Annotated in this window: 29 protein-coding genes; 8 read left to right on the top strand and 21 right to left on the bottom strand. The window is 68.5% G+C overall.

Features of this window, described 5'->3' with window-relative positions; all coding sequences use genetic code 11:
* Nucleotides 1-44: 44 nt before the first annotated feature.
* From ACU0DV_RS05920 to ACU0DV_RS05945, 6 genes are all read right to left on the bottom strand, one after another.
* The gene (locus ACU0DV_RS05920; protein ID WP_100929344.1) at nucleotides 45-1,028 is read right to left on the bottom strand and encodes an ABC transporter substrate-binding protein; all 984 of its coding nucleotides are present in this window, start codon (nucleotides 1,026-1,028) and stop codon (nucleotides 45-47) included.
* Nucleotides 1,029-1,082: 54 nt separating this feature from the next.
* Nucleotides 1,083-1,931: an ABC transporter permease gene (locus tag ACU0DV_RS05925; protein WP_100929345.1), complete on the bottom strand. Its 849-nt coding sequence runs from the start codon at nucleotides 1,929-1,931 to the stop codon at nucleotides 1,083-1,085.
* A 415-nt stretch (nucleotides 1,932-2,346) separates the two neighbouring features.
* Nucleotides 2,347-3,297, bottom strand: a complete 951-nt coding sequence (locus tag ACU0DV_RS05930) for an ABC transporter permease (protein WP_446240898.1) — start codon at nucleotides 3,295-3,297, stop codon at nucleotides 2,347-2,349.
* The gene (locus ACU0DV_RS05935) at nucleotides 3,294-3,722 is read right to left on the bottom strand and encodes an N-acetyltransferase family protein (RefSeq protein WP_446240897.1); all 429 of its coding nucleotides are present in this window, start codon (nucleotides 3,720-3,722) and stop codon (nucleotides 3,294-3,296) included. Before ACU0DV_RS05935 ends, ACU0DV_RS05930 begins: the two co-directional genes overlap by 4 nt.
* Nucleotides 3,719-4,159 (bottom strand): N-acetyltransferase family protein, encoded by a 441-nt coding sequence (locus ACU0DV_RS05940; RefSeq protein ID WP_446240896.1) that lies wholly within the window; start codon nucleotides 4,157-4,159, stop codon nucleotides 3,719-3,721. Before ACU0DV_RS05940 ends, ACU0DV_RS05935 begins: the two co-directional genes overlap by 4 nt.
* On the bottom strand, nucleotides 4,156-4,935 hold the full coding sequence (locus ACU0DV_RS05945) for an ABC transporter ATP-binding protein (protein ID WP_100929348.1): 780 nt from the start codon (nucleotides 4,933-4,935) through the stop codon (nucleotides 4,156-4,158). Before ACU0DV_RS05945 ends, ACU0DV_RS05940 begins: the two co-directional genes overlap by 4 nt.
* 227 nt (nucleotides 4,936-5,162) lie before the next feature.
* Between ACU0DV_RS05945 and ACU0DV_RS05950 the strand changes: the two genes are divergently transcribed.
* Nucleotides 5,163-5,561 carry a cupin domain-containing protein gene (locus ACU0DV_RS05950; protein WP_283981102.1) on the top strand — a complete coding sequence of 133 codons (399 nt, stop codon included), beginning with the start codon at nucleotides 5,163-5,165 and terminating at the stop codon, nucleotides 5,559-5,561.
* Nucleotides 5,562-5,730: 169 nt separating this feature from the next.
* On the opposite strand, the gene ACU0DV_RS05955 is transcribed toward ACU0DV_RS05950, so the two are convergent.
* The 4 genes from ACU0DV_RS05955 to ACU0DV_RS05970 are packed head-to-tail and all read right to left on the bottom strand — an operon-like array spanning nucleotide 5,731 to nucleotide 7,929.
* Complete coding sequence (locus tag ACU0DV_RS05955; protein ID WP_446240895.1) at nucleotides 5,731-5,928, bottom strand: hypothetical protein; 198 nt, start codon at nucleotides 5,926-5,928, stop codon at nucleotides 5,731-5,733.
* A 14-nt stretch (nucleotides 5,929-5,942) separates the two neighbouring features.
* Nucleotides 5,943-7,400, bottom strand: a complete 1,458-nt coding sequence (hydA, locus tag ACU0DV_RS05960; protein WP_100929350.1) for a dihydropyrimidinase — start codon at nucleotides 7,398-7,400, stop codon at nucleotides 5,943-5,945.
* Nucleotides 7,397-7,684, bottom strand: coding sequence for a hypothetical protein (locus tag ACU0DV_RS05965; protein WP_446240894.1), 288 nt, complete (start codon nucleotides 7,682-7,684; stop codon nucleotides 7,397-7,399). The genes hydA and ACU0DV_RS05965 overlap by 4 nt, the downstream gene beginning before the upstream one ends.
* A 5-nt stretch (nucleotides 7,685-7,689) precedes the next feature.
* Nucleotides 7,690-7,929, bottom strand: coding sequence for a hypothetical protein (locus ACU0DV_RS05970; protein ID WP_100929352.1), 240 nt, complete (start codon nucleotides 7,927-7,929; stop codon nucleotides 7,690-7,692).
* Nucleotides 7,930-8,045: 116 nt separating this feature from the next.
* Between ACU0DV_RS05970 and ACU0DV_RS05975 the strand changes: the two genes are divergently transcribed.
* Complete coding sequence (locus ACU0DV_RS05975; RefSeq protein ID WP_446240893.1) at nucleotides 8,046-8,288, top strand: hypothetical protein; 243 nt, start codon at nucleotides 8,046-8,048, stop codon at nucleotides 8,286-8,288.
* Nucleotides 8,289-8,529: 241 nt separating this feature from the next.
* On the opposite strand, the gene ACU0DV_RS05980 is transcribed toward ACU0DV_RS05975, so the two are convergent.
* Nucleotides 8,530-9,780, bottom strand: a complete 1,251-nt coding sequence (locus tag ACU0DV_RS05980; protein ID WP_100929354.1) for a Zn-dependent hydrolase — start codon at nucleotides 9,778-9,780, stop codon at nucleotides 8,530-8,532.
* A 149-nt stretch (nucleotides 9,781-9,929) separates the two neighbouring features.
* On the opposite strand from ACU0DV_RS05980, the gene ACU0DV_RS05985 reads away from it, so the two are divergent.
* Both ACU0DV_RS05985 and ACU0DV_RS05990 read left to right on the top strand, forming a co-directional pair.
* Complete coding sequence (locus ACU0DV_RS05985) at nucleotides 9,930-10,562, top strand: TetR family transcriptional regulator C-terminal domain-containing protein (RefSeq protein ID WP_100929355.1); 633 nt, start codon at nucleotides 9,930-9,932, stop codon at nucleotides 10,560-10,562.
* Nucleotides 10,563-10,621: 59 nt separating this feature from the next.
* On the top strand, nucleotides 10,622-10,858 hold the full coding sequence (locus ACU0DV_RS05990) for a hypothetical protein (RefSeq protein WP_100929356.1): 237 nt from the start codon (nucleotides 10,622-10,624) through the stop codon (nucleotides 10,856-10,858).
* 93 nt (nucleotides 10,859-10,951) lie between these two features.
* On the opposite strand, the gene preA is transcribed toward ACU0DV_RS05990, so the two are convergent.
* The 3 genes from preA to ACU0DV_RS06005 all read right to left on the bottom strand — a co-directional run bounded on the left by preA (nucleotide 10,952) and on the right by ACU0DV_RS06005 (nucleotide 15,050).
* Nucleotides 10,952-12,256 carry an NAD-dependent dihydropyrimidine dehydrogenase subunit PreA gene (gene preA / locus ACU0DV_RS05995; protein ID WP_446240892.1) on the bottom strand — a complete coding sequence of 435 codons (1,305 nt, stop codon included), beginning with the start codon at nucleotides 12,254-12,256 and terminating at the stop codon, nucleotides 10,952-10,954.
* Between the two features lie 143 nt (nucleotides 12,257-12,399).
* On the bottom strand, nucleotides 12,400-13,728 hold the full coding sequence (locus tag ACU0DV_RS06000; protein ID WP_446240891.1) for an NAD(P)-dependent oxidoreductase: 1,329 nt from the start codon (nucleotides 13,726-13,728) through the stop codon (nucleotides 12,400-12,402).
* A gap of 401 nt (nucleotides 13,729-14,129) precedes the next feature.
* Nucleotides 14,130-15,050, bottom strand: coding sequence for a LysR substrate-binding domain-containing protein (locus tag ACU0DV_RS06005; protein WP_446240890.1), 921 nt, complete (start codon nucleotides 15,048-15,050; stop codon nucleotides 14,130-14,132).
* Nucleotides 15,051-15,165: 115 nt separating this feature from the next.
* Between ACU0DV_RS06005 and ACU0DV_RS06010 the strand changes: the two genes are divergently transcribed.
* Both ACU0DV_RS06010 and ACU0DV_RS06015 read left to right on the top strand, forming a co-directional pair.
* Nucleotides 15,166-16,296, top strand: coding sequence for a TauD/TfdA family dioxygenase (locus ACU0DV_RS06010; protein WP_446240889.1), 1,131 nt, complete (start codon nucleotides 15,166-15,168; stop codon nucleotides 16,294-16,296).
* Entirely contained in the window at nucleotides 16,293-17,045 is a 753-nt protein-coding gene (locus tag ACU0DV_RS06015; RefSeq protein ID WP_446240888.1) for a class II aldolase/adducin family protein, read from the top strand. The genes ACU0DV_RS06010 and ACU0DV_RS06015 overlap by 4 nt, the downstream gene beginning before the upstream one ends.
* Nucleotides 17,046-17,080: 35 nt before the next feature.
* Here ACU0DV_RS06015 and ACU0DV_RS06020 read toward each other — a convergent pair whose 3' ends face one another.
* A complete protein-coding gene (locus ACU0DV_RS06020; RefSeq protein WP_446240887.1) occupies nucleotides 17,081-17,743 on the bottom strand; it encodes an OmpA family protein in 663 nt (220 codons plus the stop codon).
* 153 nt (nucleotides 17,744-17,896) lie between these two features.
* On the opposite strand from ACU0DV_RS06020, the gene ACU0DV_RS06025 reads away from it, so the two are divergent.
* Together ACU0DV_RS06025 and ACU0DV_RS06030 are read left to right on the top strand one after the other, a co-directional pair.
* Nucleotides 17,897-19,090 (top strand): trypsin-like serine peptidase, encoded by a 1,194-nt coding sequence (locus tag ACU0DV_RS06025; protein WP_446240886.1) that lies wholly within the window; start codon nucleotides 17,897-17,899, stop codon nucleotides 19,088-19,090.
* The gene (locus ACU0DV_RS06030) at nucleotides 19,090-20,577 is read left to right on the top strand and encodes an SH3 domain-containing protein (protein ID WP_446240885.1); all 1,488 of its coding nucleotides are present in this window, start codon (nucleotides 19,090-19,092) and stop codon (nucleotides 20,575-20,577) included. Before ACU0DV_RS06025 ends, ACU0DV_RS06030 begins: the two co-directional genes overlap by 1 nt.
* A 58-nt stretch (nucleotides 20,578-20,635) precedes the next feature.
* Here ACU0DV_RS06030 and ACU0DV_RS06035 read toward each other — a convergent pair whose 3' ends face one another.
* The 6 genes from ACU0DV_RS06035 to ACU0DV_RS06060 all read right to left on the bottom strand — a co-directional run bounded on the left by ACU0DV_RS06035 (nucleotide 20,636) and on the right by ACU0DV_RS06060 (nucleotide 25,664).
* Complete coding sequence (locus ACU0DV_RS06035; RefSeq protein WP_283981088.1) at nucleotides 20,636-21,322, bottom strand: ABC transporter ATP-binding protein; 687 nt, start codon at nucleotides 21,320-21,322, stop codon at nucleotides 20,636-20,638.
* Nucleotides 21,319-22,068 (bottom strand): ABC transporter ATP-binding protein, encoded by a 750-nt coding sequence (locus ACU0DV_RS06040; protein ID WP_446240884.1) that lies wholly within the window; start codon nucleotides 22,066-22,068, stop codon nucleotides 21,319-21,321. Before ACU0DV_RS06040 ends, ACU0DV_RS06035 begins: the two co-directional genes overlap by 4 nt.
* A complete protein-coding gene (locus ACU0DV_RS06045; RefSeq protein WP_100929412.1) occupies nucleotides 22,061-23,044 on the bottom strand; it encodes a branched-chain amino acid ABC transporter permease in 984 nt (327 codons plus the stop codon). Before ACU0DV_RS06045 ends, ACU0DV_RS06040 begins: the two co-directional genes overlap by 8 nt.
* 100 nt (nucleotides 23,045-23,144) lie before the next feature.
* Nucleotides 23,145-24,065 carry a branched-chain amino acid ABC transporter permease gene (locus ACU0DV_RS06050; RefSeq protein WP_283981085.1) on the bottom strand — a complete coding sequence of 307 codons (921 nt, stop codon included), beginning with the start codon at nucleotides 24,063-24,065 and terminating at the stop codon, nucleotides 23,145-23,147.
* A gap of 156 nt (nucleotides 24,066-24,221) precedes the next feature.
* Entirely contained in the window at nucleotides 24,222-25,358 is a 1,137-nt protein-coding gene (locus ACU0DV_RS06055) for an ABC transporter substrate-binding protein (RefSeq protein WP_370314166.1), read from the bottom strand.
* Between the two features lie 66 nt (nucleotides 25,359-25,424).
* Entirely contained in the window at nucleotides 25,425-25,664 is a 240-nt protein-coding gene (locus ACU0DV_RS06060) for an Lrp/AsnC ligand binding domain-containing protein (RefSeq protein ID WP_100929414.1), read from the bottom strand.
* Nucleotides 25,665-25,808 lie beyond the last annotated feature (144 nt).

Genomic DNA, 25,808 nt, shown 5'->3' on the forward strand with positions numbered 1-25,808 from the left:
CGGGTCGCTGACGCAGTCAGCGAAGCCCGTTCACCGCAGGGCCCTTACTGCAGGGCCTTGTCGCTGACCGCGTGGGTCCAGGCGCCTTCCGGCTCCTTGGTGATGACCGGGTCGGAGCCGCCGGCCAACAGGGTCTCCACCGTGCGCTGGTAGTCGGCCTCGTCCAGCGCGCCGTTGGAGCCCGCCGTCAGCTTGGCGACCTCGCCCATCATGCGGATCTGGTGCTCTTCGGTCTGGGCGCCGGTCTCGTCGTAGTCGAGCACGATCATCGCCGCTTCTTCGGGGTTCTCCTCGGCCCATTTCCAGCCCTGCATCGAGGCATCGACGAAGCGCGCCATCTTGTCCACGAAGGCCTCGTCCGAGAGGTCGTCCTCGAGCACGTAGAGGCCGTCTTCCATGGTGGCGACGCCCTGGTCCTGGTACTTGAAGGTGATCAGTTCGTCCTCGGACACGCCCGCGTCGATGACCTGCCAGTACTCGTTGTAGGTCATGGTGGAGATGCAGTCGGCCTGGCGCTGCAGCAGCGGGTCGACGTTGAAGCCCTGCTTCAGCACCTCGACGGAGCCTTCGGCCTTGCCGTCGGTCTTGATGCCGAGCGAGGACATCCACGACAGGAAGGGGTACTCGTTGCCGAAGAACCACACGCCCAGCGTGCGGTTGGCGAGGTCGGCGGGTTCCTCGATGCCCACGTCGCCCCAGCAGGTCAGCATCATGCCCGACGACTTGAAGGGCTGGGCGATGTTGACCAGCGGCAGGCCGTTCTCGCGCGCGGCCAGCGCCGCGGGCATCCACTCGACGATGACGTCGGCGCCGCCGCCGGCGATCACCTGGGTCGGCGCGATGTCGGGGCCGCCGGGCAGGATGGTGACGTTCAGGTCGGCCTCTTCGTAGAAGCCCTGCTCGAGCGCCACGTAGTAGCCGGCGAACTGCGCCTGGGTGACCCACTTCAGCTGAAGCGTGACGTCGTCGGCGGCGAAGGCCGGCGCGGCGAGCGCGAGGGCTGCCGTGGTGGAAAGGATGTATTTCATTGTTACCTCCGGTTGGTGTTGGCCCCTCGTTGATGCGGGGGCTTGGGGTGGATGTTAGCTGCCTCGGGTGGAGGCGTGCCAGAAGGTCATGCGCTTTTCGATTAGCGCGATCAGGCCGTAGAAGCCGGTGCCCGCCAAAGCGGCAACCACGATGGCCGACCAGACCATTGGCAGGTCGAGCTGGCCGATCGAGGTGGAGATGCGGAAGCCGAGGCCCAGGGTGGGCGAGCCGAAGAACTCCGCCACGATGGCGCCGATCAGCGCGAGGGTAGAGGTGATCTTCAGCCCGTTGAAGATGAAGGGCAGGGCGGCGGGCAGGCGCAGCGTCCAGAGCGTCTGGCCCCAGGTCGCGGCATAGGTCTTCATCAGGTCGCGCTGCATGGCGGTGGTCTCGGACAAGCCGGCGACGGTGTTCACCAGCATCGGGAAGTAGACCATGAGCACGACCACCGCCGCCTTCGACTGCCAGCCGAAGCCGAACCACATCACGAGGATGGGCGCGGTGCCGACGATGGGCAGGGCCGCCATGAAGTTGCCCAGCGGCAGGAGGCCCCGCCGCAGGTAGTCGGAGCGGTCGACGAGGAGCGCGGTCAGGAAGGCCGCGGCATTGCCGATGATGTAGCCGGAGAGCGCGCCCTTGAGGATCGTCTGGGTGAAGTCGCGCCACAGGAGGCCGGTGTTTTCGGCAAAGCGCCCGGCGATGTCGGAGGGCGGCGGCAGGATCACGGTGGGCACGCCTGCGCCGCGCACGATCAGCTCCCACATGGCGACCAGCGTGGCGCCGAAGATCAGCGGCACGGCAAGCTGTACCGCGCGGGTGTCGCGGGCGGGACCGTTGGCCAGCGCCACGTTCAGCGCGAAACCGGCGGCCCAGAGGGCGAGGGCGGCGAGGATGAGGGTCATGACGGGACTCGGGCGGCGGGTGTGGATTGGACGGTCACGGAAGGAGAGTAGCGGGGGCGCGTGGTGCGGGTCATGCGGGACCTCCGGCGGCGGTTCGGGCGGAGGGTGAGGAGTTGAGTATTTGGGAAGCAGAGAAACAGCGGCGTTGGCGCGGGGCGGGTGCGTCGCGGATCATGGCGGTTTCCGGCGGCGGTTCTGGCCGCCATCGGGGAGGAGGTGCGTACTTGGCAAGCAGAGAAGCCGGGGCGGTGGCGCGGGACGGCGGTGGCGGCGCGGATCATGCGGGACCTCCGGCGGTGGTTTTGGCGGAGGGGGAGGAAGTGAGTATTTGCGAAGCAGAGAAGCCTGGGCGGTTTGCGTTTGTCCGGGGTGCGGAGGGGGGCGGGTTCGGGGGTGTGCGGTGTGGGGGCTTGGGTCATTGCGCCATTCCCATCCTGGTCAGCGTGCGGCGTTCCGCGGCGCCGATGGCCCAGACCAGCACCGCCGCGAGACCCGCGGCCATGAGGAGGGCGGCCCAGATCTGGGCGGTCTGGCCGTAGTAGCTGCCTGCCAGCATGCGCGCGCCGAGGCCGCCCTTCTGTACCGGCAGTTCGCCGACGATGGCGCCGACGAGGCTGGCCGCGATGGCGATCTTGAGCGACGCGAAGAGGTAGGGCACCGACGCCGGCAGGCGCAGTTTCATCAGCACGTCGCGGGTGGGGGCGCTGTAGGTGCGCATCAGGTCCATCTGCATGGCGTCCGGCGAGCGCAGGCCTTTCACCATGCCGACCACCACCGGGAAGAACGACAGGTAGGCCGAGATCACCGCCTTGGGCAGCAGGCCCTGGATGCCTATGGAGTAGAGCACCACGATGATCATCGGCGCCAGTGCCACGATGGGGATGGTCTGGCTGACGATGGCCCAGGGCATGACGCTCATGTCCATGACGCGGCTGTGCACGATGCCGATGGCCAGCACGATGCCCAGTCCGGTGCCGATCAGGAAGCCCACGAAGGTGGCGTTGAGCGTCACGACCGCGTGATAGAGCAGCCCGCGGTTCGACAGCGAGCCGGAGCGGACGAGGCCGCGCCGCCCGGTCAGTTCCTCGGCCACGGTCGAGGCGTAGAGTTCCGCCACCACCTGGTGCGGAGCGGGTAGGCGGGGCCGGTCGAGCGACCAGCTTTCGCCCAGGGCACCGAGGTTGCCGAAGACCAGCGCCCATGTGCCGGTGTCGCGGCGTTCCACGGCGGTGGCGGGGGTGACGGCGATCTCCGCGCGCTCGGCCCGGGTGAGGGTTTCCTGCACGTTCATCGGCACCACGGCCACGTACCAGATCGCCATGAGCGCCAGCAGGACGCCGAGCAGCGGGGGGATGAAGCGGCTCATGATCCGTACCTCGACCATTCCATGCGGAGCCGGCGCAGCGGCACCGGCTTTGTTTCGTCTTCCAGCCCGAGCGTCGCAAAGCCGTTGCGCCGCCAGAAGGTCTGGGCGCGGACGTTGGCCATCAGCGGGCAGACGCTGAGGAAGTCGCGGCCCTCGCGGGCGGTTTCGAGCAGGGCGGAGCCGTGGCCGCAGCCCGGCGTCCGGCAGTTCAGCGCGCCGATGTGCCCGTTGGAGGGATCGAGCGAGAGGTAGGCCTCCACCGGTTCGCCGATCACCCAGATGATGCGGTGCTTCAGGATGCCTTCGAACATCTCGCGGATCTTCTCTGCCGGGGTGGCGCGTTGCAGCCACGGCGTGCCGTCGATCCAGCCGTTCACCACCTCGGCGCAGTGCGGCAGGTCGTCGTTGTCGGCCAGGCGGATCATCTTGCGACCTCGGAGCGGGTCCAGTCCATGCGCAGCATCGGGGGCGCGCCGTCGCGGTCGGCGTCGAGGCGCGCGGTCTCGGTGAAGCTTTCGCGGCGGTAGAAGGCCTGTGCGCGGGTGTTGGGCGCGTAGACCGTCAGCCAGAGCGTGTCGCGCCCCTCCTTGGCGAGGTCCATCAGCCGCTTGCCGGTGCCCTGGCCGGGTCGGGCCAGGTAGATCGCGCCGATCCTGTTGCTGGTGGGGTCGATGGACAGGTAGCCCTCGACCGGGTCGCCCGCGACGTGCATGTCGCGGACCGGGAAGGCCTCTGCCAGGTAGCCGGTCAGGGTGTCCACGTCCGGGGTGCCCTGGATGTAGCCCGTGCCTGTTTCCCAGTCGTGCACGATCCGCGCGCAGGCGGGCATGTCGTCGAGGGTGGCGGCACGGATGGGGATCATTCGTCGTACCCCGCGCGCAGCCCTTCGCGGACGCGGTGGGCGATCTCGATGAATTCCGGCGTGTCGCGGATGTCGAGCGGGCGGTCCTTTGGCAGGGGGCTTTCGATCACGTCGGTGATGCGGCCGGGACGGGGGCTCATGACGACGATGTGGGTCGAGAGGTAGACCGCTTCGGGGATGGAGTGGGTGACGAAGGCGATGGTCTTGCCGGTCTTGTCCCAGAGGCGCAGGACCTCCTCGTTCAGGCGGTCGCGGACGATTTCGTCCAGCGCGCCGAAGGGTTCGTCCATCAGCAGGATGTCGGCGTCGAAGGCCAGCGCCCGGGCGATGGAGGCGCGCTGCTGCATGCCGCCCGAAAGCTGCCACGGGAATTTTTTCTCGAAACCGGAAAGTTCGACCAGCTCCAGCACGCGGGCGATGCGCTGTTCGCGCTCGGCCTTCGAATAGCCCATGATCTCGAGCGGGAGGGCCACGTTGCGGCCGATGGTGCGCCAGGGGTAGAGCCCGGCGGCCTGGAAGACATAGCCGTAGGCGCGGGCGCGGCGGGCCTCGTCCGGGGTCATGCCGTTCACCGTCAGCGTGCCGCCGGTGGGGTGTTCGAGGGCGGCCATGCAGCGCAGGAAGGTGGTCTTGCCGCAGCCCGAGGGACCGATGAACGACACGAAGGCGCCCTTGGGGATGTCGAGCGAGACATCCTTCAGCGCGTGCACGGGGCCGTCGGCCGTCTGGAAGGTCAGGTCCAGGTTCTTTGCCTGGATCACCGGTTGGGCTGTCATCAAGGGAAGCTCCGGAAGTCGGCGGCCCCGGCGGCGTGGCCGGGATCGCATGTTTGGGTGGCAGGGCGCAGGCATCGCCGTCCCCATGAGTTGTCGGGGCCCGCGGTGCAGGAGTTGTCGGGGCCCGCGGTGCAGGCGTCAAGCGGTGCCTTCGGACGAAGACGGGTGATGACCGGCGGGTGACGCTCTGGCATCATCGCGCCACTGGGCACGAAAGGAGGTGCGGGATGGCGGATTGCGCGAAACTGCGGCCTGCGGGCACGTATGCGGGCAAGCAGGGGTTCGACTATTTCGAGGGGATCGCGAAGGAGACGGTGGGCGCGCAGGGCGTCTGCATGCACCTGCTGACCATTCCGCCCGGTGCGAGGGCCAAGGCCCACAAGCACGAGACGCACGAGACGGCGATCTACGTGATCTCCGGCACGGCGCGGATGTACTGGGGGGAGCGGCTGGAGCACGTCATGGACACCAAGGCGGGCGACATGATCTATATCCCGGCCGACGTGCCGCACTTGCCGTTCAACGACGGCGATACACCGGCGGTTGCGGTGATCGCGCGCACCGATCCGCACGAACAGGAGTCGGTTGTCCTGCTGCCGGAGCTGGAGGCGCTGGTGCCCGGGTGATCCTTGCCGCGCGCGGGTCATGCCGGGGTGTCCGTCCGGCTGCGCCCGTCTGACGGGGCGGTGAAGCAGGCGATACCAGGACGGGGCTTGTGCGTCATGCAGCGCCCTTGCGCGGGGCCGGGGGACGCCGGTGGAGCGGGCCGTTTCATGCGGTGCGCGGGTTCCGGCATCAGTCATCCGCGACTGCCCCGGCAACGGCTGTCGCCCCGGCGGTCACCGCGTCGGCGGCGGCGTCCTCGGCGAGGGCGCGGAGGGCCATGAGCCCCCCGAGCGTGCGTTCGATCTGCGCCGGGCGACGCTGGTCGTGCACGGGAAGGAAGTCGCCCCCCCGGGTCATGCCACCGCAGCCACACGCGCAGATTGCCATTGGTCTGTCCCCCTTCAGACGCCGGTGGCCGGGATGCCGGAGCGCTGCACCGGGCGGGGCGCGGTGAGGTCCTTCCACTTCGACAGCGCCTTGTTGGTGGGCGTGCCGGCCTTGCGCTCGACGAACTTGCCGTGGCCTTCCTGCGAGGTCAGCGTGCCGTCGGTCACGGCGACATGGCCGCGGGTCATGACGTAGCGCGGCAGGCCCTTCACCTTCTTGCCCTCGAAGACGTTGTAGTCGATGGCGCTGACCTGGCTGGCGGCGGTGATGGTCTTTTCCTTCTCGGGGTCGAGCACGAGGATGTCGGCGTCCGAGCCCACGCGGATCGCGCCCTTCCTCGGGTAGCAGTTGAGGATCTTGGCGATGTTGGTGGAGGTGACGGCGACGAATTCCTCCGGCGTCAGGCGGCCCGTGCCGACGCCCTGGGTCCAGAGCATCGGGATGCGGTCCTCGAGCCCGCCGGTGCCGTTGGGGATCTTGGTGAAGTCGCCCACGCCGTAGCGCTTCTGGTCGGTGGTGAAGGCGCAGTGGTCGGTGGCCACGACGCTGAGCGAGCCGGACATCAGGCCCGCCCAGAGGCTGTCCTGGTGCTTCTGGTTGCGGAACGGCGGCGACATGACGCGGCGGGCGGCGTGGTCCCAGTCCTGGTTGAAGTACTCGGATTCGTCGAGCGTCAGGTGCTGGATCAGCGGCTCGCCCCAGACGCGCTTGCCCTGCTGGCGGGCGCGGCGGATGGCCTCGTGCGCCTCTTCGCAGGACACGTGCACGATGTAGAGCGGCACGCCCGCCATGTCGGCGATCATGATGGCGCGGTTGGCGGCCTCGCCCTCCACCTGCGGCGGGCGGGAATAGGCGTGGGCCTCGGGGCCGTTGTTGCCCTCGGCCAGCAGCTTGGCCGAGAGTTCGGCCACCACGTCGCCGTTTTCGGCGTGGACCATGGCGATGCCGCCCAGTTCGGCGAGGCGCTGGAACGAGGCGTACATCTCGTCGTCGTTCACCATCAGAGCGCCCTTGTAGGCCATGAAGTGCTTGAAGGTGGTGATGCCGCGGGTGTCGATCACGGTCTTCATCTCGTTGAAGACCTGCTCGCCCCACCATGTGACGGCCATGTGGAAGGAGTAGTCGCAGTGCGCCCGCGTCGACTTGTTGTCCCACATCTGCAGCGCGTCGAGCAGGCCCTGACCGGGCGAGGGCAGGGCGAAGTCGATCACCATTGTGGTGCCGCCCGCCAGCGCCGCGCGGGTGCCGCTGTCGAAGTCGTCGGTGGAATAGGTGCCCATGAAGGGCATTTCGAGGTGGGTGTGCGGGTCGATGCCGCCGGGCATGACGTAGCAGCCGGTTGCATCCAGTTCCTTGTCGCCCTTCAGGCCCTCGCCGATCTCGGTGATGATGCCGTTTTCGACCGCGACATCGGCCTTGTAGCTCAGGTCGGCGGTGACGACGGTGCCGTTCTTGATGACTGTGGTGGTCATGTGATGCTCCCTTTGTCCGGGTCGTTGCCCGGTGTCTCGGTGAAGGCCCGGGCCAGATGCGCCGCGGCGCGCCGGTGCCAGTGGTCCGCGTCTGGGCGGAAGGCGATGTCGTTCTGCCGCTCCATCGCGGCTTCGAGGTTCCAGAGGGCCTGTGCCTCCGGCAGGTTGCCCGCTTCGGCCTGTGCGTCGCCCAGCCTGTCGGCCAGCCCGGCCAGGACGCAGATGTCCGCCACCGACAGGGTCACTGTCACCGGGGCATCGAGGTCGACATCGGGCAGGTCCATGCGGATCAGCCCACGCAGTCCAGGAAATGGAACTTCCCGTCCTGACGATAGTAGAAGCACAGGTCGTCCGTCACGAAGACTTCGCTGAGCGGGACGCCTGCGGGCAGGCCATCGGCGATGCCGAGCGGCAGGTCGAAGTCCACGGGTTTGACCCTGACGGTCTCGGCGGGCAGCGGGTCGGCCCCGAGGGTCGCCAGCGCCAGCAGCCCGATGCAGCAGATCAGCGAGAGCGAGAGGCGGTTCATCGGCAGGCCCCGTGTGCTGCGGCGGGCGCCGCCGCGTATGCAACCGCCGGCATGGCCCCCGCGTTGATGGGGAAAGGGCGGGCCATGGCTGCGCCGCCCGCAGATGAGGATATCCGATGAACGAGACCGACACCCGCCTGCACGAGGCGCTGGAAAACATGTTCGACACCGAAGAGGACACGGGCAACAAGACGCTCGAGGTCACGGCCCGCGAGCTGGCCAATGCCGCCGAGGTGGAAGGCAAGACCGGCTCCGTCAGCACCGAGGCGGCGCTGGCCGTCCTGCGCGAGGCCGCCGGCCCGGGCGACGAGATCGACGGCGAGACGGCACGGTTCGCCATGCCGCGCAACAGGGCGTAGGCCAGCCGAAGACCGCGCCGGTCCGTCCGGGGCGCATCGCGCCGGGGTCTGGCGGGCCGGGCGGGTCATTCTGTCGGGCTGGCGGCCCGACGCCCGCCCGCACCCGTGGCCCGACAGGCGGCACGGGCGGAGCGACCGCAGCGCGTGACGGGCCGCAAAGCCCGTCCGGCCGCGCTCCCGCCAATGCTCTGGTCGGGTGGAATCCACGTGAATGCCATGTCCGCTCGTGTCCCCCCGCGCGTTACGATACGATTTCCGCCGTCTCGACCACCGCGTGGAACAGCACGTCGGTGCCGGCCTTGGCCCATTCCTTCGAGATCTCCTCGGCCTCGTTGTGCGACAGACCGTCGACGCAGGGGCACATGATCATCGCGGTGGGCGCCACCTCGTTGATCCAGCAGGCGTCGTGGCCCGCGCCGGAGACAAGGTTCATGTGGCTGTAGCCGAGCCGTTCCGCCGCGTTGCGCACGGCGGTCACGCAGCCCTCGTCGAAGGTGACGGGGTCGAAGTGGCCGACCGGCTCGATCTCGAGCCCGAGGCCCAGCTCGTCGGCGATCTCCTTCGCCTTCGCCTCGTACTGCTCACGCATGGAGGTGAGTTTCCCGAGGTCGGGAGAGCGGAAGTCGACGGTGAAGACCACCTTGCCGGGGATCACGTTGCGGGAGTTCGGGTAGACGTCGCAGTGCCCCACCGCGCCCACGGCGTGCGGCTGGTGGGCCATGGCGATCTGATGCGCGGCCTCGGTCATGCGGGCCATGCCGAGCCCTGCGTTGACCCGCATGTTCATCGGCGTGGAGCCGGTGTGCGCGTCCTTGCCGGTGACGGTGCATTGCAGCCACCACAGGCCCTGCCCGTGGGTGACGACGCCGATGTCCTTGCCCTCGGCCTCGAGGATCGGGCCCTGCTCGATGTGCAGTTCGAACATGGCGTGCATCTTGCGGGCGCCGACCTTCTCGTCGCCCTTCCAGCCGATGCGCTCCAGTTCGGACCCGAAGGTCTTGCCTTCCGCGTCCTCGCGGTCGTAGGCCCATTGCAGGTCGTGCTTGCCGGCGAAGACGCCGGAGGCCAGCATCGCCGGGGCGAAGCGGGTGCCTTCCTCGTTGGTCCAGTTGGTCACGACGATGGGGTGCTTCGTCCTGATGCCGGTGTCGTTGAGCGAGCGGATGACCTCCAGCCCGCCGAGCACGCCCAGTACGCCGTCGTACTTGCCGCCCGTGGGCTGCGTGTCGAGGTGGCTGCCCACGTAGACCGGCAGCGCGTCCGGGTCGGTGCCTTCGCGGCGGGCGAACATGTTGCCGATCTCGTCCAGCCCCATGGTGCAGCCCGCCTCCTCGCACCAGGCCTTGAACAGCGCGCGGCCCTCGGCGTCGGCATCGGTCAGGGTCTGGCGGTTGTTGCCGCCCGCGACTCCCGGTCCGATCTTCGCCATCTCCATCAGGCTGTCCCACAGGCGGTCGCCGTTGATCGTGAGATTTGCGGCTGGTGCTGCCATTTCGTACACTCCCCTTCGGACCCCACTGCCAAGGGTCTCTTGCGATTTGACCAATCGGTCAAAAGAACGCTACCAAAGGACAGATTCCAGTCAAGCGCCGCGCCGTGAATTCCGGCAGTCGCTTAAATAAAGGGCAGGCAGGGGCGGCGATGACGGAGAAAATGGCAGGCGTGCAGGCACAGGAAGTCCGGCCGCAGACACGGATCCAGCGGCAGAAAAGTGCCGCGATTCTGGAGGCGGGGCTGACGGTGTTTTCCGAGGCCGGGTTCCGGGGCGCGACGCTGGACCGGATCGCGATGGAGGCCGGTCTCTCGAAGCCCAACCTGCTGTATTACTTCCCTTCGAAGGACGCGATCTACGAGGCGCTGCTGCGCGAACTGCTGGAGACCTGGCTGAACCCGCTGCGCGCCATCGACCCCGAGGGCGAGCCGGTGGACGAGATTCTGGGCTACGTGCGCCGCAAGCTGGAGATGGCCCGCGACTATCCCCGCGAGAGCCGGCTTTTTGCCAACGAGATCCTGCAGGGTGCGCCGCTGATCGGCCCGGTGCTGGAGGGCGAGCTGCGCGACATGGTGGACGAGACGGCCCGCCTGATCGACGGCTGGATCGCCGAGGGGCGCCTGGCCCCGGTCAATGCGCGGCACACGGTCTTCTCGATCTGGGCGCAGACGCAGCACTACGCGGATTTCGACGTGCAGGTGCGGGCGGTTCTGGGCGGGGAGGACTTCGACGGTGCGGCGGCGCACCTCGACACGCTGTTCCGGCGGCTGCTGCAGCCCTGACACGGCCCTTCCGGGCTGCCGTTCACCCGGCATTTACCCCGATCCGGCAGGCTGCGGGGATGCAGAGTCTCCGCCTGTCGAACCACCGCCCCAACGAACCCTGGCTGGCTCAGATCTTCACCGCGAAGGCGGTGCAGAGCGGCGGCGTGGTGCGGCGCGCGGTGCAGGACGTGGAGCGGGAAGTGGGGCGCGATCGGCTGATGCAGGAGGTCGCGGCGCGCGGGTTTCACCTGATCGAATGCGGCGGGCAGTTCGTGATCGTCTGCCGGACCAGCGACCTTGTCGTGCACCTCTGAACGGAAAACGGCAGACTTTTCCTCGAAAAGTCTGCCGTGCCGAAGAGTTCTCGACGAGAACTCTTCGCGGGCGCGGGGCGCGCCGGACGCGCCTTATTCGGCGGCCTTGGCCATCGGGTTGTTCGGATGGGTCGTCCAGTTGGCGTAATCCGCCTCGACCGTGCGGCCGGTGCGCGGATCGACGGTGCCGGGGGCGAGCCGTTCCATGGTGATGCAGTCCTCCACCGGGCAGACGTCGAGGCAGAGGTTGCAGGCCACGCATTCCGCATCGTTGACCTCGAAGGTGCGGTCCTCGTGCATCCAGATCGCCTGGTGGCTGGTGTCCTCGCAGGCGGCGAAGCAGCGGCCGCACTTGATGCAGGCGTCCTGGTCGATCCGGGCCTTGGTCACGTAGTTGAGGTTGAGGTACTGCCAGTCGGTGACGTTGGGCACCGCCTTGCCGACGAAATCGGCGGTGGAGGTATAGCCCTTCTCGTCCATCCACTGGCTGAGGCCGCGCTTCATCTCCTCGACGATTCGGAAGCCGTAGGTCATGGCTGCGGTGCAGACCTGCACGTTGCCGCAGCCCAGCACCATGAACTCTGCCGCGTCGCGCCAGGTGGTGACGCCGCCGATGCCGGAGATCGGCAGGCCGTGGGTTTCGGGGTCGCGGGCGATCTCGGAGACCATCGACAGGGCGATGGGTTTCACCGCCGGGCCGCAGTAGCCGCCGTGGCTGCCCTTGCCGTCGATGGTGGGTTCGGGGGCGAAATTGTCGAGGTCGACCGAGGTGATGGAGTTGATCGTGTTGATCAGCGAGACCGCGTCGGCGCCGCCGTTGCGGGCCGCGGTGGCGGGCTTGCGGATGTCGGTGATGTTGGGCGTCAGCTTCACGATCACCGGCTTGTCGTAGTACATCTTGCACCAGCGGGTGACCATCTCGATGTACTCGGGCACCTGGCCCACCGCCGCGCCCATGCCCCGTTCGGACATGCCGTGCGGGCAGCCGAAGTTCAGCTCGATCCCGTCGGCGCCGGTTTCCGCCACGCGCGGCAGGATCGCCTTCCAGGCGGCCTCCTCGCAGGGCACCATGATCGAGGCGATGAGCGCGCGGTCGGGGTAGTCGGCCTTCACCCGCGCCATTTCCTCGAGGTTGGTTTCGAGGGGGCGGTCGGTGATCAGCTCGATGTTGTTCAGGCCCAGCAGGCGGCGGTCGGCGCCGTGGATCGCGCCGTAGCGCGGGCCGTTGACGTTGACGACCGGCGGGCCTTCGGCGCCGAGGGTCTTCCAGACGACACCGCCCCAGCCGGCCTCGAAGGCGCGGCGGACGTTGTATTCCTTGTCGGTCGGCGGCGCGGAGGCCAGCCAGAAGGGGTTCGGGCTTTGGATGCCGACGAAATCGGTGGTGAGATCGGCCATGTGCTGTCTCCTGGTCGGGCGGCCTGCCCTGTCTGGCGGGAGGCCTGGGCGGAGGGGTGGGGCCCGGCCTTGTGGCCGGAACCGGTTCAGTCGGTCGTCAGGCGGGGCCCGAGGGACCCCGAGGCGGGCAGGCGGCCCGCGGGTCAGCCCGAGGTGAGCGCGGCGTGGATATCCTCGGCGGCGTCGCGGCCTTCGGCGACGGCCACCACGGTCAGGTCCTCGCCGTGGGTGCAGTCGCCGCCCGCCCAGACGCCCTGAAGCGAGGTGCGGCCTGCGCCGGTCGTGGCGATCTTGCGGCCGTCGAGGTCGAGGCCTTCGGGCGGGGTGAGGCGCTGGCCGATGGCGCGGAAGACCTGGTCGGCGGGCAGGCGGATGGTCTCGCCGGTGCCTACCAGCCGGCCGCCCTCGTCGGTGGTGTATTCCAGTTCGATCTCGACGGCCTTGCCGTTGCCGTGCACCGCCTTCGGCATCGTGTTGGCGAGGATGCGCACGCCCTTCGAGGTGGCGAGGTCCTGCTCGTAGCGGCTGGCGGGCATCTGGTCCTGCGCGCGGCGGTAGGCCAGGGTGACCGTCTCGGCGCCCAGCAGCTTGGCCTGCACGGCGGCGTCGATGGCGGTCATGCCGCCGCCGATCACCACCACGTTGCGGCCCACGGGCAGGCTGGCGAGGTCGGAGGCCTGCCGGAGGTCGGCGATGAAGGACACGGCGTCGGCCACGCCGTCGCGGTCCGCGCCTTCGGCATCGAGCGCGTTGGTGGCGCCGAGGCCGATGCCCAGGAACACCGCGTCATAGTCGGCACGCAGGCCGTCGAGCGTGACGTCGCCCCCCAGCGCCTTGCCGTATTCCACGGTGATTCCACCGATTTGCAGCAGCCAGTCGACCTCGCGCGCGGCGAAGTCGCCTGTCGTCTTGTAGGCGGCGATGCCGTATTCGTTGAGGCCGCCGGGCTTGGGGCGGGCCTCGTAGATGGTGACGTCATGGCCCTTCAGCGCGAGGCGGTGGGCGCAGGAGAGACCCGCCGGGCCGGCGCCGACCACGGCCACGCGCTTGCCGGTCGGGGCGGCGCGGGTGAAGGGGTGGCTGTTGGCGGCCATCAGGCTGTCGGTGGCATGGCGCTGGAGGCGTCCGATCTCTACCGGCTTGCCCTCTGCGGCCTCGCGGACGCAGGCCTCCTCGCAGAGCGTTTCGGTCGGGCAGACGCGGGCGCACATGCCGCCGAGGATGTTCTGTTCGAAGATCGTGCGCGCCGCGGCCTCTGGCTGCCCGGTCGAAATCTGCCGTATGAACAAGGGGATGTCGATGTCCGTGGGGCAGGCGGTGACGCAGGGCGCGTCATGGCAGAAGTAGCAGCGGTCGGCGGCGACGGCGGCTTCGTGGGCATCGTAGGCCGGGTGCAGATCTGCGAAGTTTCCGGCCAGCGAGTCCGGGTCGAGACGTCCCGGAACGATGCCTGGCGTGTGCGGGCTGGACATGGCGGCTCCCTGTTTTCCGTTTTGTTCAGAGTGCCACGTCTGAAAATTTTATCAATTGGTAAAATTTGCGTCCCGCGCGGCGGATCGTTTTTCGCGAAAGACTGCCGAAAATTGCGGCAATCCGGCTGTAGCGTGACGCAGTAGTTTACAGTGAATTACAGAGTCTTTTTCAGCAAAGCGTTTTTCAGTTTCCGGTTCTCGTGGACGCGCGCGTTCAACGCTGCGCCTCCGGCGGGTTCTTTTGACGGTCGTTAAAAGCGCCTTTAAGGGGCGATGCGTAGCGGCTGCGTGGGGCCAGCCCGTCATTGGTGGCGAGGATATTAGGTCGGAGCGTCGGCCACATATCCGGATCGAGGATGCCGAGCTTCGGGCCGATGGAAACGCCTCGGCAAAAGAGATGTCTACGACATCATTCCGCCGGACCTGTCGAAGTCAGCCCCCGCGTCCCTGATCCAGTCGAGAAACTCCCGAACCAGAGGTCTGGGATTGGGTGTTGCCATGGCGGATGCCCAGTAGCTTGACCCGAACTTGTGAATTCCCTGCTCGATGGCCGCCAGTCGCCCCTCGGAGAGTATGCCGGCATTGATCGACCGCCAGCCGAGCAGGATGCCTTTTCCGTCCAGTGCCGCCTGGGTGGCCTGAACGTAATTGTCGAAGGTCAGCGTCGGGCCGATCGGGTTTCTCAGTCCCTTGGCGGCGAGATACTCCTTCCAGCCGGGCCAGCCGTTGGCAGCGGGCGTCCGGACGTGGATGAGGGGCTGTGTGCTGAGCGCCGCAAGATCGCCATTCAGCGCCATGATCCGCTCCGGCTGGCCCACCGGACAGGCGCATTCCTCGAAGACCCTGACGGTATCGCTTTCCTGCCAAGGGCCGGGGCCGAAGCGCAGGGCGACATCGATCCCCGCCGAAAAGGCAGGCATGTCCGAAGGCGGGGCCTGAACGCTGACCATTGCGTCGGGGACACGCGCGTAGAAGGCCGACAGGCGTGGCATCAGCCAATAGGTCGCCATCCCGATGGTGCAGGACACGGTGATATGACGGTCGGCGTGGCCCGCGCTGGCCCGGATGTCTTCGATGGCTGTCGCGATCTGACCAAGGCCGCTCTGCGTGGCGCGCGCCAGACGCTCGCCCGCGTCGGTCGGGCGCGCGGGTTTCACGCTGCGGTCGAACAGCGGCGCGCCCAGCCAATCCTCCAGCGCGCGGATCGACTGGCTGACCGCGGGGCGTGTCACGTTCAGCTCGGCCGAGGCGAGCCGCATGGAGCCCAGCCGGTGAACGGCGTCGAAGGTGATCAGAAGGCGCAGGGGAGGCAGGCGTGACATGGTAACCTGTGGCTTAACTTCAGGTAAGAGGATTCCGTCTTTTTGTCCGATCTTCAATGGGTTTGATTGGCGTCAATCTAACCATACGCACAGAGGATGCGACACGATGAACGTGATGACACCAACAAGATCCGACGCTGTCACTCTTGGTGAGAAAGGGCTGAACGTCCCGCTGTCGCGCGGCGACGCCTATTTCAACTACTACTGGCTGCGCGACAACGACCCGACCAGCTTCAACGCGGAGACCCGCGAGCGTTCGTTCGACATCTTTCACCTCGACACCGCGCCGGTCGCGCGCGCGGCGCATATCGACGGTGAGACACTGGTGATCGACTGGGCGACCGAAGACCATGCCACTCGCATGCCCGTCGCATGGCTGGAGGAGTATGCTGGCGGTGAACGTCGCCGCGACCCCGCCGATCTGCCGCGGCGGCCATGGTTCGGCGACCACTACCCGGACGTTGCCCGCTTTACCCATGCCGAGCTGAAGGCCGATCCCGGGAAGCGCCGCGCATGGCTGGAGGCGATGATCGTCGAGGGCGTCTCTGTCGTGACCGAGATGCCGGATAGCGACGCGGCCCTGACCGAGCTGGCCGAGTTGCAGGGGCAGGTCCGCCCGACGTTCTTCGGCACGTATTTCGACGTGAGGACGCATATCAACCCGACGAACACCGCCTATACGGCCTCGGCGCTGGAACTCCATACGGACGTGCCCGCCGAGGAACATGCCCCCGGCATCCAGTTCCTGCACATGCGGGCCAACACGGTGGAAGGCGGACGCAACCTTTTCGGCGACGGTGTCGCGGCGGCCAACGATTTCCGTCGCATCGACCCCGAGGGCTTTCGCCTGCTCGCGGAGACCGATGTGCCGTTCTATTGCGAGCACGACGATTACGACATGCGCTCCTGGCAGCGCATCATCGAACTCGACCAATACGGAGAAGTCTCGGGCCTGACCATCAGCCAGCACATGCTGGACCTGATGGATCTGCCGCAGGCGTTCCTGGATGACTGGTATCCGGCCTTCTGCCGCTTCGGCAAGCTGTTGCAGGACGACAAGTACATCATGCGCTTCACGCTGAAGGCGGGCGAATGCATCGTCTTCGACAACCACCGGATCGTTCACGGCCGTGCCGCCTATACCGCGTCCAGTGGCGACCGCTACCTGCGCGGCTGCTACACCGACCGGGCCGAGATGCGTTCAACCTATCGCGCGCTGGTCAGCACGGGGCGGTTCAAGCAATGAACATGGTCCCCCGCAACACTGTCGCGGACTCTGCTCTCCTGCGGGAGGACCTCGCCGCCGCCTTCCGTCTCTGCCACCGGTTCGGGTGGAGCGAATCTGTCGGCAATCACTTCAGCGCGGCCATCTCCGAGGATGGCCGCCGCTTCCTGCTGAACCGCTGCTGGCAGCATTTCGCGACCATCAAACCCGGCGATCTGCTCGAACTCGACCTCGACGCGCCGCCCGACATGGACGGGCCGGAGGCGCCGGACCGGTCCGCCTGGGCTGTCCATGGCACGCTGCACCGTAATGCGCCGCAGGCGCGCGTCGTGCTGCATTGTCACGCGCCCTATGCCACGGCGCTGGCCTGCCTGAAGGTCCCGACGCTGCTGCCCATCGACAACAACACCGCGCGGTTCTTCGGGCGCGTGGGTTACGATCTGGAGTTCGGCGGCATCTCGGACAGCGAGGAAGAGGGGGCGCACCTTGTGAAGGCCCTCGGTGACAAGAGCGTGCTGGTCATGGGCAACCATGGCGTCAGCGTCACGGGCGCTACCGTCGCGGATGCATTCGAGGATCTCTATTTCTTCGAGAAGGCCGCGCAGACGCTGATCCTGGCCAAGTCCACCGGCGATGCGCTCGCGGTGCTCGACGACGATGTGGCGCGCAACACGGCAGAGGGCTGGCTGGCTTATCGCGGCATGGCGCAGCGCCATTTCGACTACCTGAAGTCCACACTCGACCAAGAGGATGCGGGCTGGCGCGGGTGACGCATGCCGGCGCCCGGCGTGCCCGGCCTATCGTTTCAGGCGCCCGGCACCAGCACCAGCTGCACCCGGCGGTTCTGCGCGGCGGCGGGGTCGAAGCTGTTCTTCAGCCGGGAGAAGCCCACCCCTTCGGCGCGGATGCGCGAGGGCGGCAGGCCCATGGTGCCCTGCACGAAGCGGGCCACGGCCTCTGCCCGGCGGCGGGAGAGGTCCATGTTGTAGGCGGCGGAGCCCACGCCGTCGGTGTGGCCGATGAAGATCAGCCGCGCGTCTGACAGGCGCGGGTCGCGCAGCGCGTCGGCGAGGCTGGAGAGCTTGCCCATCGCCTCCGGCGTCAGGTCGTCGGAGTTGTAGGCGAAGAGGATCTCGAGGTCGATGGAGGGCAGGGGCGCCGGAGCGGCGGTGCTGCCGCCGGTGCCGCCCACTGCGGCGTTCTGCGGGACCTCCGTCCGGTCGATCACGCCGAGGTTCACCACGTCGTCGAGGGTGAAGGTGGCGGAGCCGGAGAACTCGTCGCTGGTGCAGCCGGACTGGTCGAGCAGGCAATCGCGCATCTCGGCGCTGGGGGCGGTGTCGGGCTGGGCCTGCGGCGCCGGGTCGAGCGAGAAGCTGTCGAGGGTCACGGTCGACTGGGCGAGGGCCGGGGTGGCGGCGAGCGGGGCGCCGAAAAGGGCGGCAAGGGCGAAAATGCGGGGGGTCATCGGCGGGCCTCCTGAAAATGCTGGAGCGACGATAGCGGAGACGCGTGAGGAATTCCACCGTGGACGCAGGCCGGTGTTCCGTGCTTTTTTGACCCCGGGGAAACGGCTGGCCCGCCGATTGGGGCGGGGCGGATTTGGAATGGAGAATTGTTCATGCGTCTGACCGGATTATTCGTGGCGGCCGTGCTTACTGCGGGGGCGGCCACGGCGCAGTCGACGCAGGAGGACTGGCTGGGGATCGAGAACGAGGTGGCCGTCCAGGGCTACAACAACGAGCCGATCTCGACCTACGACGACCAGGCGGATTTCCGGAAGATGGGGCGCGGCGTGGGGATGCTGTCGATCTCGACCGACGGGGGGACCTTTCCCTGCACCGCCTTCCTCGTGTCCGAGAAATACCTGCTGACCAACCACCACTGCGTGCCGGGGGTGCTGAAGGACGAGCGGGTGAACGCGACGAAGATCCTCGCGGTGGACTGGCTGGCGGGTTTCCACGAGCCGGGCCGGATGGAGGAGGCGGAGCGCTTTGCCGTCAACCCGGAGCCGGTCGAGACCTCGGAAGACCTCGACTACACGGTGCTGGAGGTGACGGGCAATCCGGCGGGCCGCTTCCCGCCGCTGCCGCTGGCGGCGACGCCGCTGCGGCCGGGGATGCCCTACTGGATCATCGGCCACCCGATGGGCAAGTCGCAGCACATCAGCCGCGAGGGCTGCCGCGCCGCCGATCCGCCGATGAACGACAACCGGCTGCGCCACACCTGCGACACGCTGGGGGGCAACTCCGGCTCGCCGATCATCGATTCCTCGGCGCGGCAGGTGGTGGGGCTCCACAACTCGGGCAACAGCCGCGTGGGGATCAACTTCGGCATCCCGATGACGATGATCCTGTCGCAGTCGAAGGTGCTGAAGGCGGCGCCGCCTGCGCAGGACAGGCCGCTGCCGCTGGTGATGACGCTCTATCCCGATGCGCTGGGGGTCGGGCAGGAGGTGTCTGTGGTGGCCGACATGCCGGACGGCTGCACGCCCGCCTTCGTGGCGCTCAGCCCCTCGTCGCAGCTGACGCCGATCCCGCTCGACTTCTTCCAGAAGGTGCCTTTGGGGCCGGGTCAGGTGCGCTACCAGATCTCGCCCGGCGGGCGTTACGGGCTGGTGATCGAGGAGGGGGACGAGAAGGGCGCCCACAAGCTGGGGTTCCTGTGCGGTCCGGGCGGGCTGACCGAGCCCGCGGCGCTGCAGGACGCGCTGCGCGGGGTCGTGGCCTCGCTGTCTTCGGGCCAGACCTCGGGCGAGGTGGCCAGCGGGGCGGGGCCGGTGGGCTACGCCTTCCGCACCTTCGAGGTCCGGTGATGCGGCGCGCTTTTGCGGGGGGCCTTCTGGCGCTTGTCACATGGGCCGGGATGGCCGGTGCGGCGGAGATCCGGCTGAAGCCCGAACTGGCGGAGCGGCTGGCGCAGATCCGGCCGATCTATGGCGAGCGCAATTCGCTGGGCGAGGACGGGCCGATCCTGGTGACGGACGGGGGCGGCACGACGCTCTGGGGTCAGCCGTTCAGGATCATCGGCATCGACGGCGTGATCGAGGCGGGCGATGCGGAGCGGCTTGCGGCGCTGATCGGGCCCTACGATACGGCGGGGCCGTTCATCGTGGTGATGAATTCGCCGGGCGGGAATTTCCTCGAAGGCGTCCGGATGGGCGAGGTCCTGAAGCTATACCGCGAGGGCAATGGCGATCCCTACCTGACCGGTGTCGTGGTGCTGGCGGGAGAGGAGTGCATGTCGGCCTGCGCGGTGACCTTCGCGACCTCGGCGCTGCCACGGGACAGCGGCATGTCGGTGCGCTTTGTCGAGACGGGCGCGCGGCTGGGGTTCCACATGCCGTTCGTGCCGACCGACCAGCAGAGCCGGCAGACGGAGATCGCCCGCGCCATGGACCTGACCTACGAGGTCATGTCGGAATACATGGCGCTGATCGGCAACCGGGTGGCCCCCACGGCGCTGGTGCAGAACGCGCTGTTCTACCGCCGCCCGGAGGACTTCTTCCTGCTGGAGGGAGGGCTGGTGACGCGGTTCATGGACTTCGTGCCGGTGGCGGGGCAGGTGGGGTCGACGCCGCTGACCCCCTCGGGGCTGACGCAGCGCGACGTGCTGAACATGTGCCAGTACCAGGCCTATTCCGCGGGGCGGGAGTTCATCGCGGCGGAATACGAGTTCTGGCCGGTGCAGGCCTATTCGCAGTTCCCCGACGACACGCCGGTCGAAGAGCTGTTCCGCCAGGCAGGCGCACAGCGGATCACGACGCAAGGCTGCTCGGCCGAGGTGCGTGCGGACGGGTCGCTGGGCGTCTCGGCCATCGGCGCCTGCCCGCAGGACCTGCCGCCGGGCTGGTGCCGGTCGGAGCAGGCGGCGGGTTACGTGGGGCCGCTGCCGCCCGCAACGGGCGCGCTTCTGGCCGACAGCCTCGGCTGTCACGGCGGACGGATGACGCGCAGCTATTACCGCTGGGACGACGGCAACGCCTTTCTGGAGGAGGAGCGCCCCGACGACTACCGCTGGGAGGGCGCGCCGCCGGGGGCGCCGGAATACACGCTGGACTGGAGTGGCGCGTCGCTGCCCACGAACCTGACATTGCGCGATGCGCCGGGCGGCGAACGGGTCACGATCCTCGACGCGGGCACGGCGGTGGAGGTCGAGGACTGCGCGCTCAGCGCCGACGGTCAGGGCGTCTGGTACCGGGTCGCGGCGAACGGGGTGTCGGGCTGGGGCAGCGCGCGCTACGTCGACGTGCCCGCGCTTGCGGGTTGGGACTTCATGGTGCGCCCGAAGGGGTTCCAGTAGCGGCCAGCCTATGGCCGCGGTTGCCCGGCAGCCCGATCCGGCCCGGGTCGGATCGGGCTCAGATCCCGAGGAACCGCTGCTTGACCGGCCCGGTCATCTCGCCGAACCGGCCCTGCCACGCGACGCTGCCACGCTCCAGCACCACCGCCCGGTCGCAGACCGAGGACAGCTCAGCCGGCGACTTGTCGATCACCAGGAGCGCCATGCCGCTCTCCGCCTTCAGCCGCCGGATCGCCGCCCAGATCTCCTGCCGGATCAGCGGGGCCAGCCCCTCCGTCGCCTCGTCGAGGATCAGGAGCCGCGGGTTGGTCATCAGCGCGCGCGCGATGGCCAGCATCTGCTGTTCCCCGCCCGACAGCGACCGCGCCACCTGCTGCCGCCGCTCGGCGAGCCGGGGGAAAAGCTGCGCCACCGCGGCACTGTCCCAGGGGCCGGGGCGGGCGGCGGCGCGCAGGTTCTCGTCCACCGTCAGGCCGGCGAAGCAGCGGCGCCCCTCGGGCACCAGCCCGATGCCCAGCCGGGCGGCGCGGTGCGGCTTCAGCCGGGTCAGGTCGTGGCCCGCGAAGCTGAGCGTGCCGCCGGTGGCGACCATCCGGCAGATTGCCCTGACGGTGGTCGTCTTGCCCATGCCGTTGCGGCCCATGAGCGCCAGCGCCTCGCCCTCGGCCAGCGCGAATGAGACGCCGAACAGCGCCTGCGACGCGCCGTAGCGGGCGCTGACGGTGTCGAGGGTCAGGAGGCTCACGCGGTCTCCCCCAGGTAGGCGTCTCTCACGCCCGCGTCGGCGCGGATCTCGTCCACCGTGCCGGTGGCGATGATGCGGCCGTAGACCAGGACGGAGATCCGGTCGGCCAGCGCAAAGACCGCGTCCATGTCGTGTTCGACCAGCAGGATCGGCGCCTCGGCCCGCAGGCTGTCGAGCAGGCGGGTCAGCGCGGCGGACCCCTCCATCCCGAGGCCCGCCATGGGTTCGTCCATCAGGAAGGCCCGGGGGGCCAGTGTCAGGGCCACCGCGATCTCCAGCTGCCGCCGCTGCCCGTGCGACAGGTCGGCGGTGCGGGTGGCGGCGAAATCGGCAAGGCCCGCACGCTCCAGCGCCGCCTCCGCGCGGTCGCGCAGGGCGCGGTCGGCGAGGGCGGGCCGCAGGAACCGCCAGGGCCGCCCGGACTGGCCGAGCGCCCCCAGAAGTGCGTTCTGCAGGACGGTGTCCTCCATGGCGAGCTGGCTGATCTGGAAGGTCCGGGCAAGGCCTGCCCGGGCGCGCGCCGCGGTGTCGAGCGCGGTGACGTCGCGCCCGTTCAGCAGCACCGCGCCCGCGTCGGGCGCCAGCGCGCCGGAGACCTGCGCGATCAGCGTCGACTTGCCCGCGCCGTTGGGGCCGATCAGGGCGTGGATCTCGCCCGGGCGCAGCGTCAGCGACACGTCGTCGGTCGCGGTGAGCGCGCCGAAGGCCTTGCAGAGGCCGCGGGTCTCGAGCACCGGCTCAGTCATGCGGCCGGGCCCTCCCGGTCAGGAGGCCGATGACCCCGCCCTGGCCCCAGAGCGTGACGGCCAGCAGCAAAAGGCCGAACCAGATGTGCCAGTACTCGGACAGCTGGCCCAGCCAGTGCTCCATCAGCACGAAGATCGCCGCCCCGATCACCGGCCCGAACAGCCGCGCGGTGCCGCCGAGGATGATGAAGACGATGAACTCGCCCGACAGCTGCCAGGAGAACATCGAAGGCGAGACGAACCGGTTCAGATCGGCGAACAGCGCCCCCGCCAGCCCGGTGATCGCACCCGAGAGGGTGAAGGCGGCAAGCCGCAGCCGCACCGGGTCGAGGCCGACGGCCCGCACCCGCTCCGGCGCCTGCCGCGCGGCGTTCAGCGCCAGCCCGAAGGGCGACCGCATCAGCGCCGCCGTCAGCGCCAGCACCGCCAGCAGCACGGCAAGGCACAGACCGTAGAACTGGATCGGCACCAGAGTGTTCAGCCCGGGAAAGCCGTTGCGCACATAGATCGACACCCCGTCCTCGCCGCCATAGGCCGCCCAGCTGATCGAGAAGAAATAGAACATCTGCCCGAAGGCCAGCGTGATCATGATGAAGTAGACGCCGGAGGTCCGGAGCGCGAGCAGCCCGATGACGAAGGCCGCCAGCCCCGAGACCACGACCGCCACCAGCCAGATCACCGGCATCGACTTTGTGCCCGGCAGCGACACCCCGAACAGCTCCAGTGGCGTGTAGTTCTGCGCGTGGAAGGCGAGGATGCCCATGGCATAGCCGCCCAGCCCGAAGAACACCGCGTGCCCGAGGCTGACCAGACCGCCGATTCCCAGCGCCACGTTCAGCCCCGCCGCCGCCAGCGCGAGGATCACCGCCCGCGTCGCCAGCGTGATGGTGAAGGGCTCGTCCATGACCAGCGCCCAGGCCGGCACGGCGACCAGCGCCGCGAGCACGGCAAGGTTCAGCCATCCCTCGCGGGTCATGCGCCGCGCCCCTGTTTCTCTGCTTTCCAAATACTCATGCCGAAGCGCACCACGGGGCGCCCGCCCGCCGCGTGACCGCCGACGCCCTCCGCAAAGCCGCTCACGCCCGCACCCCGTAAAGGCCGGTGGGTTTCCAGACCAGCACCGCCGCCATCAGGATGTAGATCGCCATGGAGGCCAGCGCGGAGCCGGTCTGCGTGGCCTCGGACGGCGGCATGAAGAGCTTGAAGAGCTCAGGCAGGAAGACGCTGCCCAGCGTGCCGGTGAGCCCCACCAGCAGGGCCCCCACCAGCGCCCCCTTGATCGAGCCTATGCCGCCGATGACGATGGTGACGAAGGCGAGGATCAGCACCGGCTCGCCCATGCCCACCTGCACCGATTGCAGCGTCCCCACCAGCGCGCCCGCCAGACCCGCAAGCGCCGCGCCGAGCGCGAAGACCAGCGTGTAGAGCGCGTCGATGTTCACGCCGAGGGCGGCGATCATCTCGCGGTCGTTCTCGCCCGCGCGGATGCGGATGCCCAGCCGGGTCCGGCCGATCAGCCAGAAGAGCGCCGCCGCCAGCGCCAGACCGGCGCCGATCAGGGTCAGCCGGTAAAGCGGGTACTGGATGCCGAAGGGCAGGGTGACGGGGCCCGAAAGCGCGGGCGGCACGTCGAGATACAGGGGAAAGGAGCCGAACAGCCAGCGCGTCCCCTCGGAAAAGATCAGGATCAGCGCGAAGGTGGCCAGCACCTGGTCGAGGTGGTCACGCCCGTAAAGCCTCCGGATCACCGTCAGTTCGATCAGCGCGCCCGCGGCGGCGGCGCCCGCCAGCGCCGCGACCAGACCCAGCGCGTAGGATCCGGTGGCGGCGGCGGTGGCGGCGGCACAGAAGGCGCCGACCATGTAGAGCGATCCGTGGGCAAGGTTGATCAGCCCCATCACGCCGAAGATCAGCGTGAGGCCTGCGGCCATCAGGAACAGCATGATGCCGGATTGCAGGCCGTTGAGGACCTGCTCTGCGATGAGGGTCGGGGTCATGGCGGGGTCATGGCGGGGATCTTGGCGCTTCGGACCGGACGGCGGGCGGCGCAAAGCCCCGCCCTACGGGCTGTCACGCCCCCGGGGTCACGGCGTCACACCGGACCGGGGGCGGCACGTCCTGTAGGGCGGGGCTTCGCGCCGCCTCGGCCCGGATCACATCTTGCAGTCGCCGACGTAGGCGTTGTCGCGGTTCTCCATCGCAGTGGCGACGATCTTGTTGGTGAAGATGTCGCCCTCCTTGATCACCTCGCGGGTGTAGAGGTTCTGGATGGGGTGGTTGTTCGCCGCAAAGGAGAACGACCCGCGCACGGAGTCGAAATCCGCCTCTTTCAGCGCCGCGCCGAAGGCCGCGTCGTCGCCGACCTCCGCCTTGTCGATGGCCGAGAGCAGCAGGTTCGCGGTGTCATAGCCCTGCGCCGCGTAGATCGACGGCAGGCGGCCGTACTTGGCGGAGTAGGCTTCGACGAAGGCGGCGTTGGCCGGGTTGTCGAGGTCCTTCGACCACGAGGAGGTGTTCTTCACCCCCACCGCCGCGTCGCCCACGGCCTGCAGGATGTTCTGGTCGAAGCTGAAGGCCGGGCCCACCAGCGGCAGCTCGACGCCGGAATCCGCGTATTGCTTGAGGAAGGAGATGCCCATCCCGCCCGGCAGGAAGAAGAACACCGAATCCGCGCCCGAGGCCCGGATCTGCGCGATCTCGGCGGCGTAATCGGTCTGGCCCAGCGTGGTGTAGATCTCGCCCGCCAGCTCGCCCTCGTAGAACCGCTTGAAGCCGTTCAGGCTGTCCTGCCCCGCCGGGTAGTTCGGCGCCAGGATGAAGGTGTTGGTGAAACCTTCCTTCGTGGCATAGGCGCCCGCGGCCTCGTGCAGGTTGTCGTTCTGGTAGCTCACCGAGAAGTAGTTCGGGTTGCAGCCCGCGCCCGCAAGCTGCGCCGGCGCCGCGTTGGTCGAGAGGTAGAACAGCCCCTGCGCCGTCGCCGCCGGCACCACCGCCATGGCGAGGTTCGACCACACGATGCCGGTCAGCACGTCGACCTTCTCGGACTGGATCATCTTGTCGGCCAGCTGCACGGCCACCTCGGGCTTCTGCTGGTCGTCCTCGACCACCACCTCCACGTCGTCGCGGCCTGCCTGCTCGATCGCCAGGAGGAAGCCGTCGCGGGTGTCGATCCCGAGCGAGGCGCCGCCGCCGGAGAGCGTGGTGATCATGCCGACCTTGACCTCCGCCGCGGCGGGCAAGGCGGCCATGAGGCCGATCGCAGTGGTCAGCGCAAGGGTTCTGCGGTTCATGGAATGTCTCCCTGTGTTCTCGTTGTCGTCTTGTCTTGGTTTTTTGCGTGTGCCGAAGGGGCCGGTTCAGAAGGCCCGGAAGGTCAGTGTGGTCAGCGTGCGCTGGATGTTCTCGACGTTGGCGATCTTCTCGGCGATGAACTTGCCGATGTCCTCGTCCTCGGGGATGTAGAGCTTCACCAGCAGGTCGAATTCTCCGCTGGTTGAAAACAGCTCCGAGTGGATCTCGCGCAGGGCGATGTCCTTGGCGACCTTGTAGGCGGTGCCGGGCGTGCAGCGGATCTGGACGAAGACGCAGGTTGTCATGATCGGGCTCCGTAAGGCCCCGGCGCGGGGCGGTTCGCGCCGACTAGAGCGGAAAACGCCGGCCAGCGCCACCCCCCGGACGCCCTTGCAGAAGCCCGGTTGTGCCGTCAGTGTCGTTGCCGCGGCGGGCGCGCGCGTCAGCCG

Source organism: Sagittula sp., assembly GCF_052825245.1.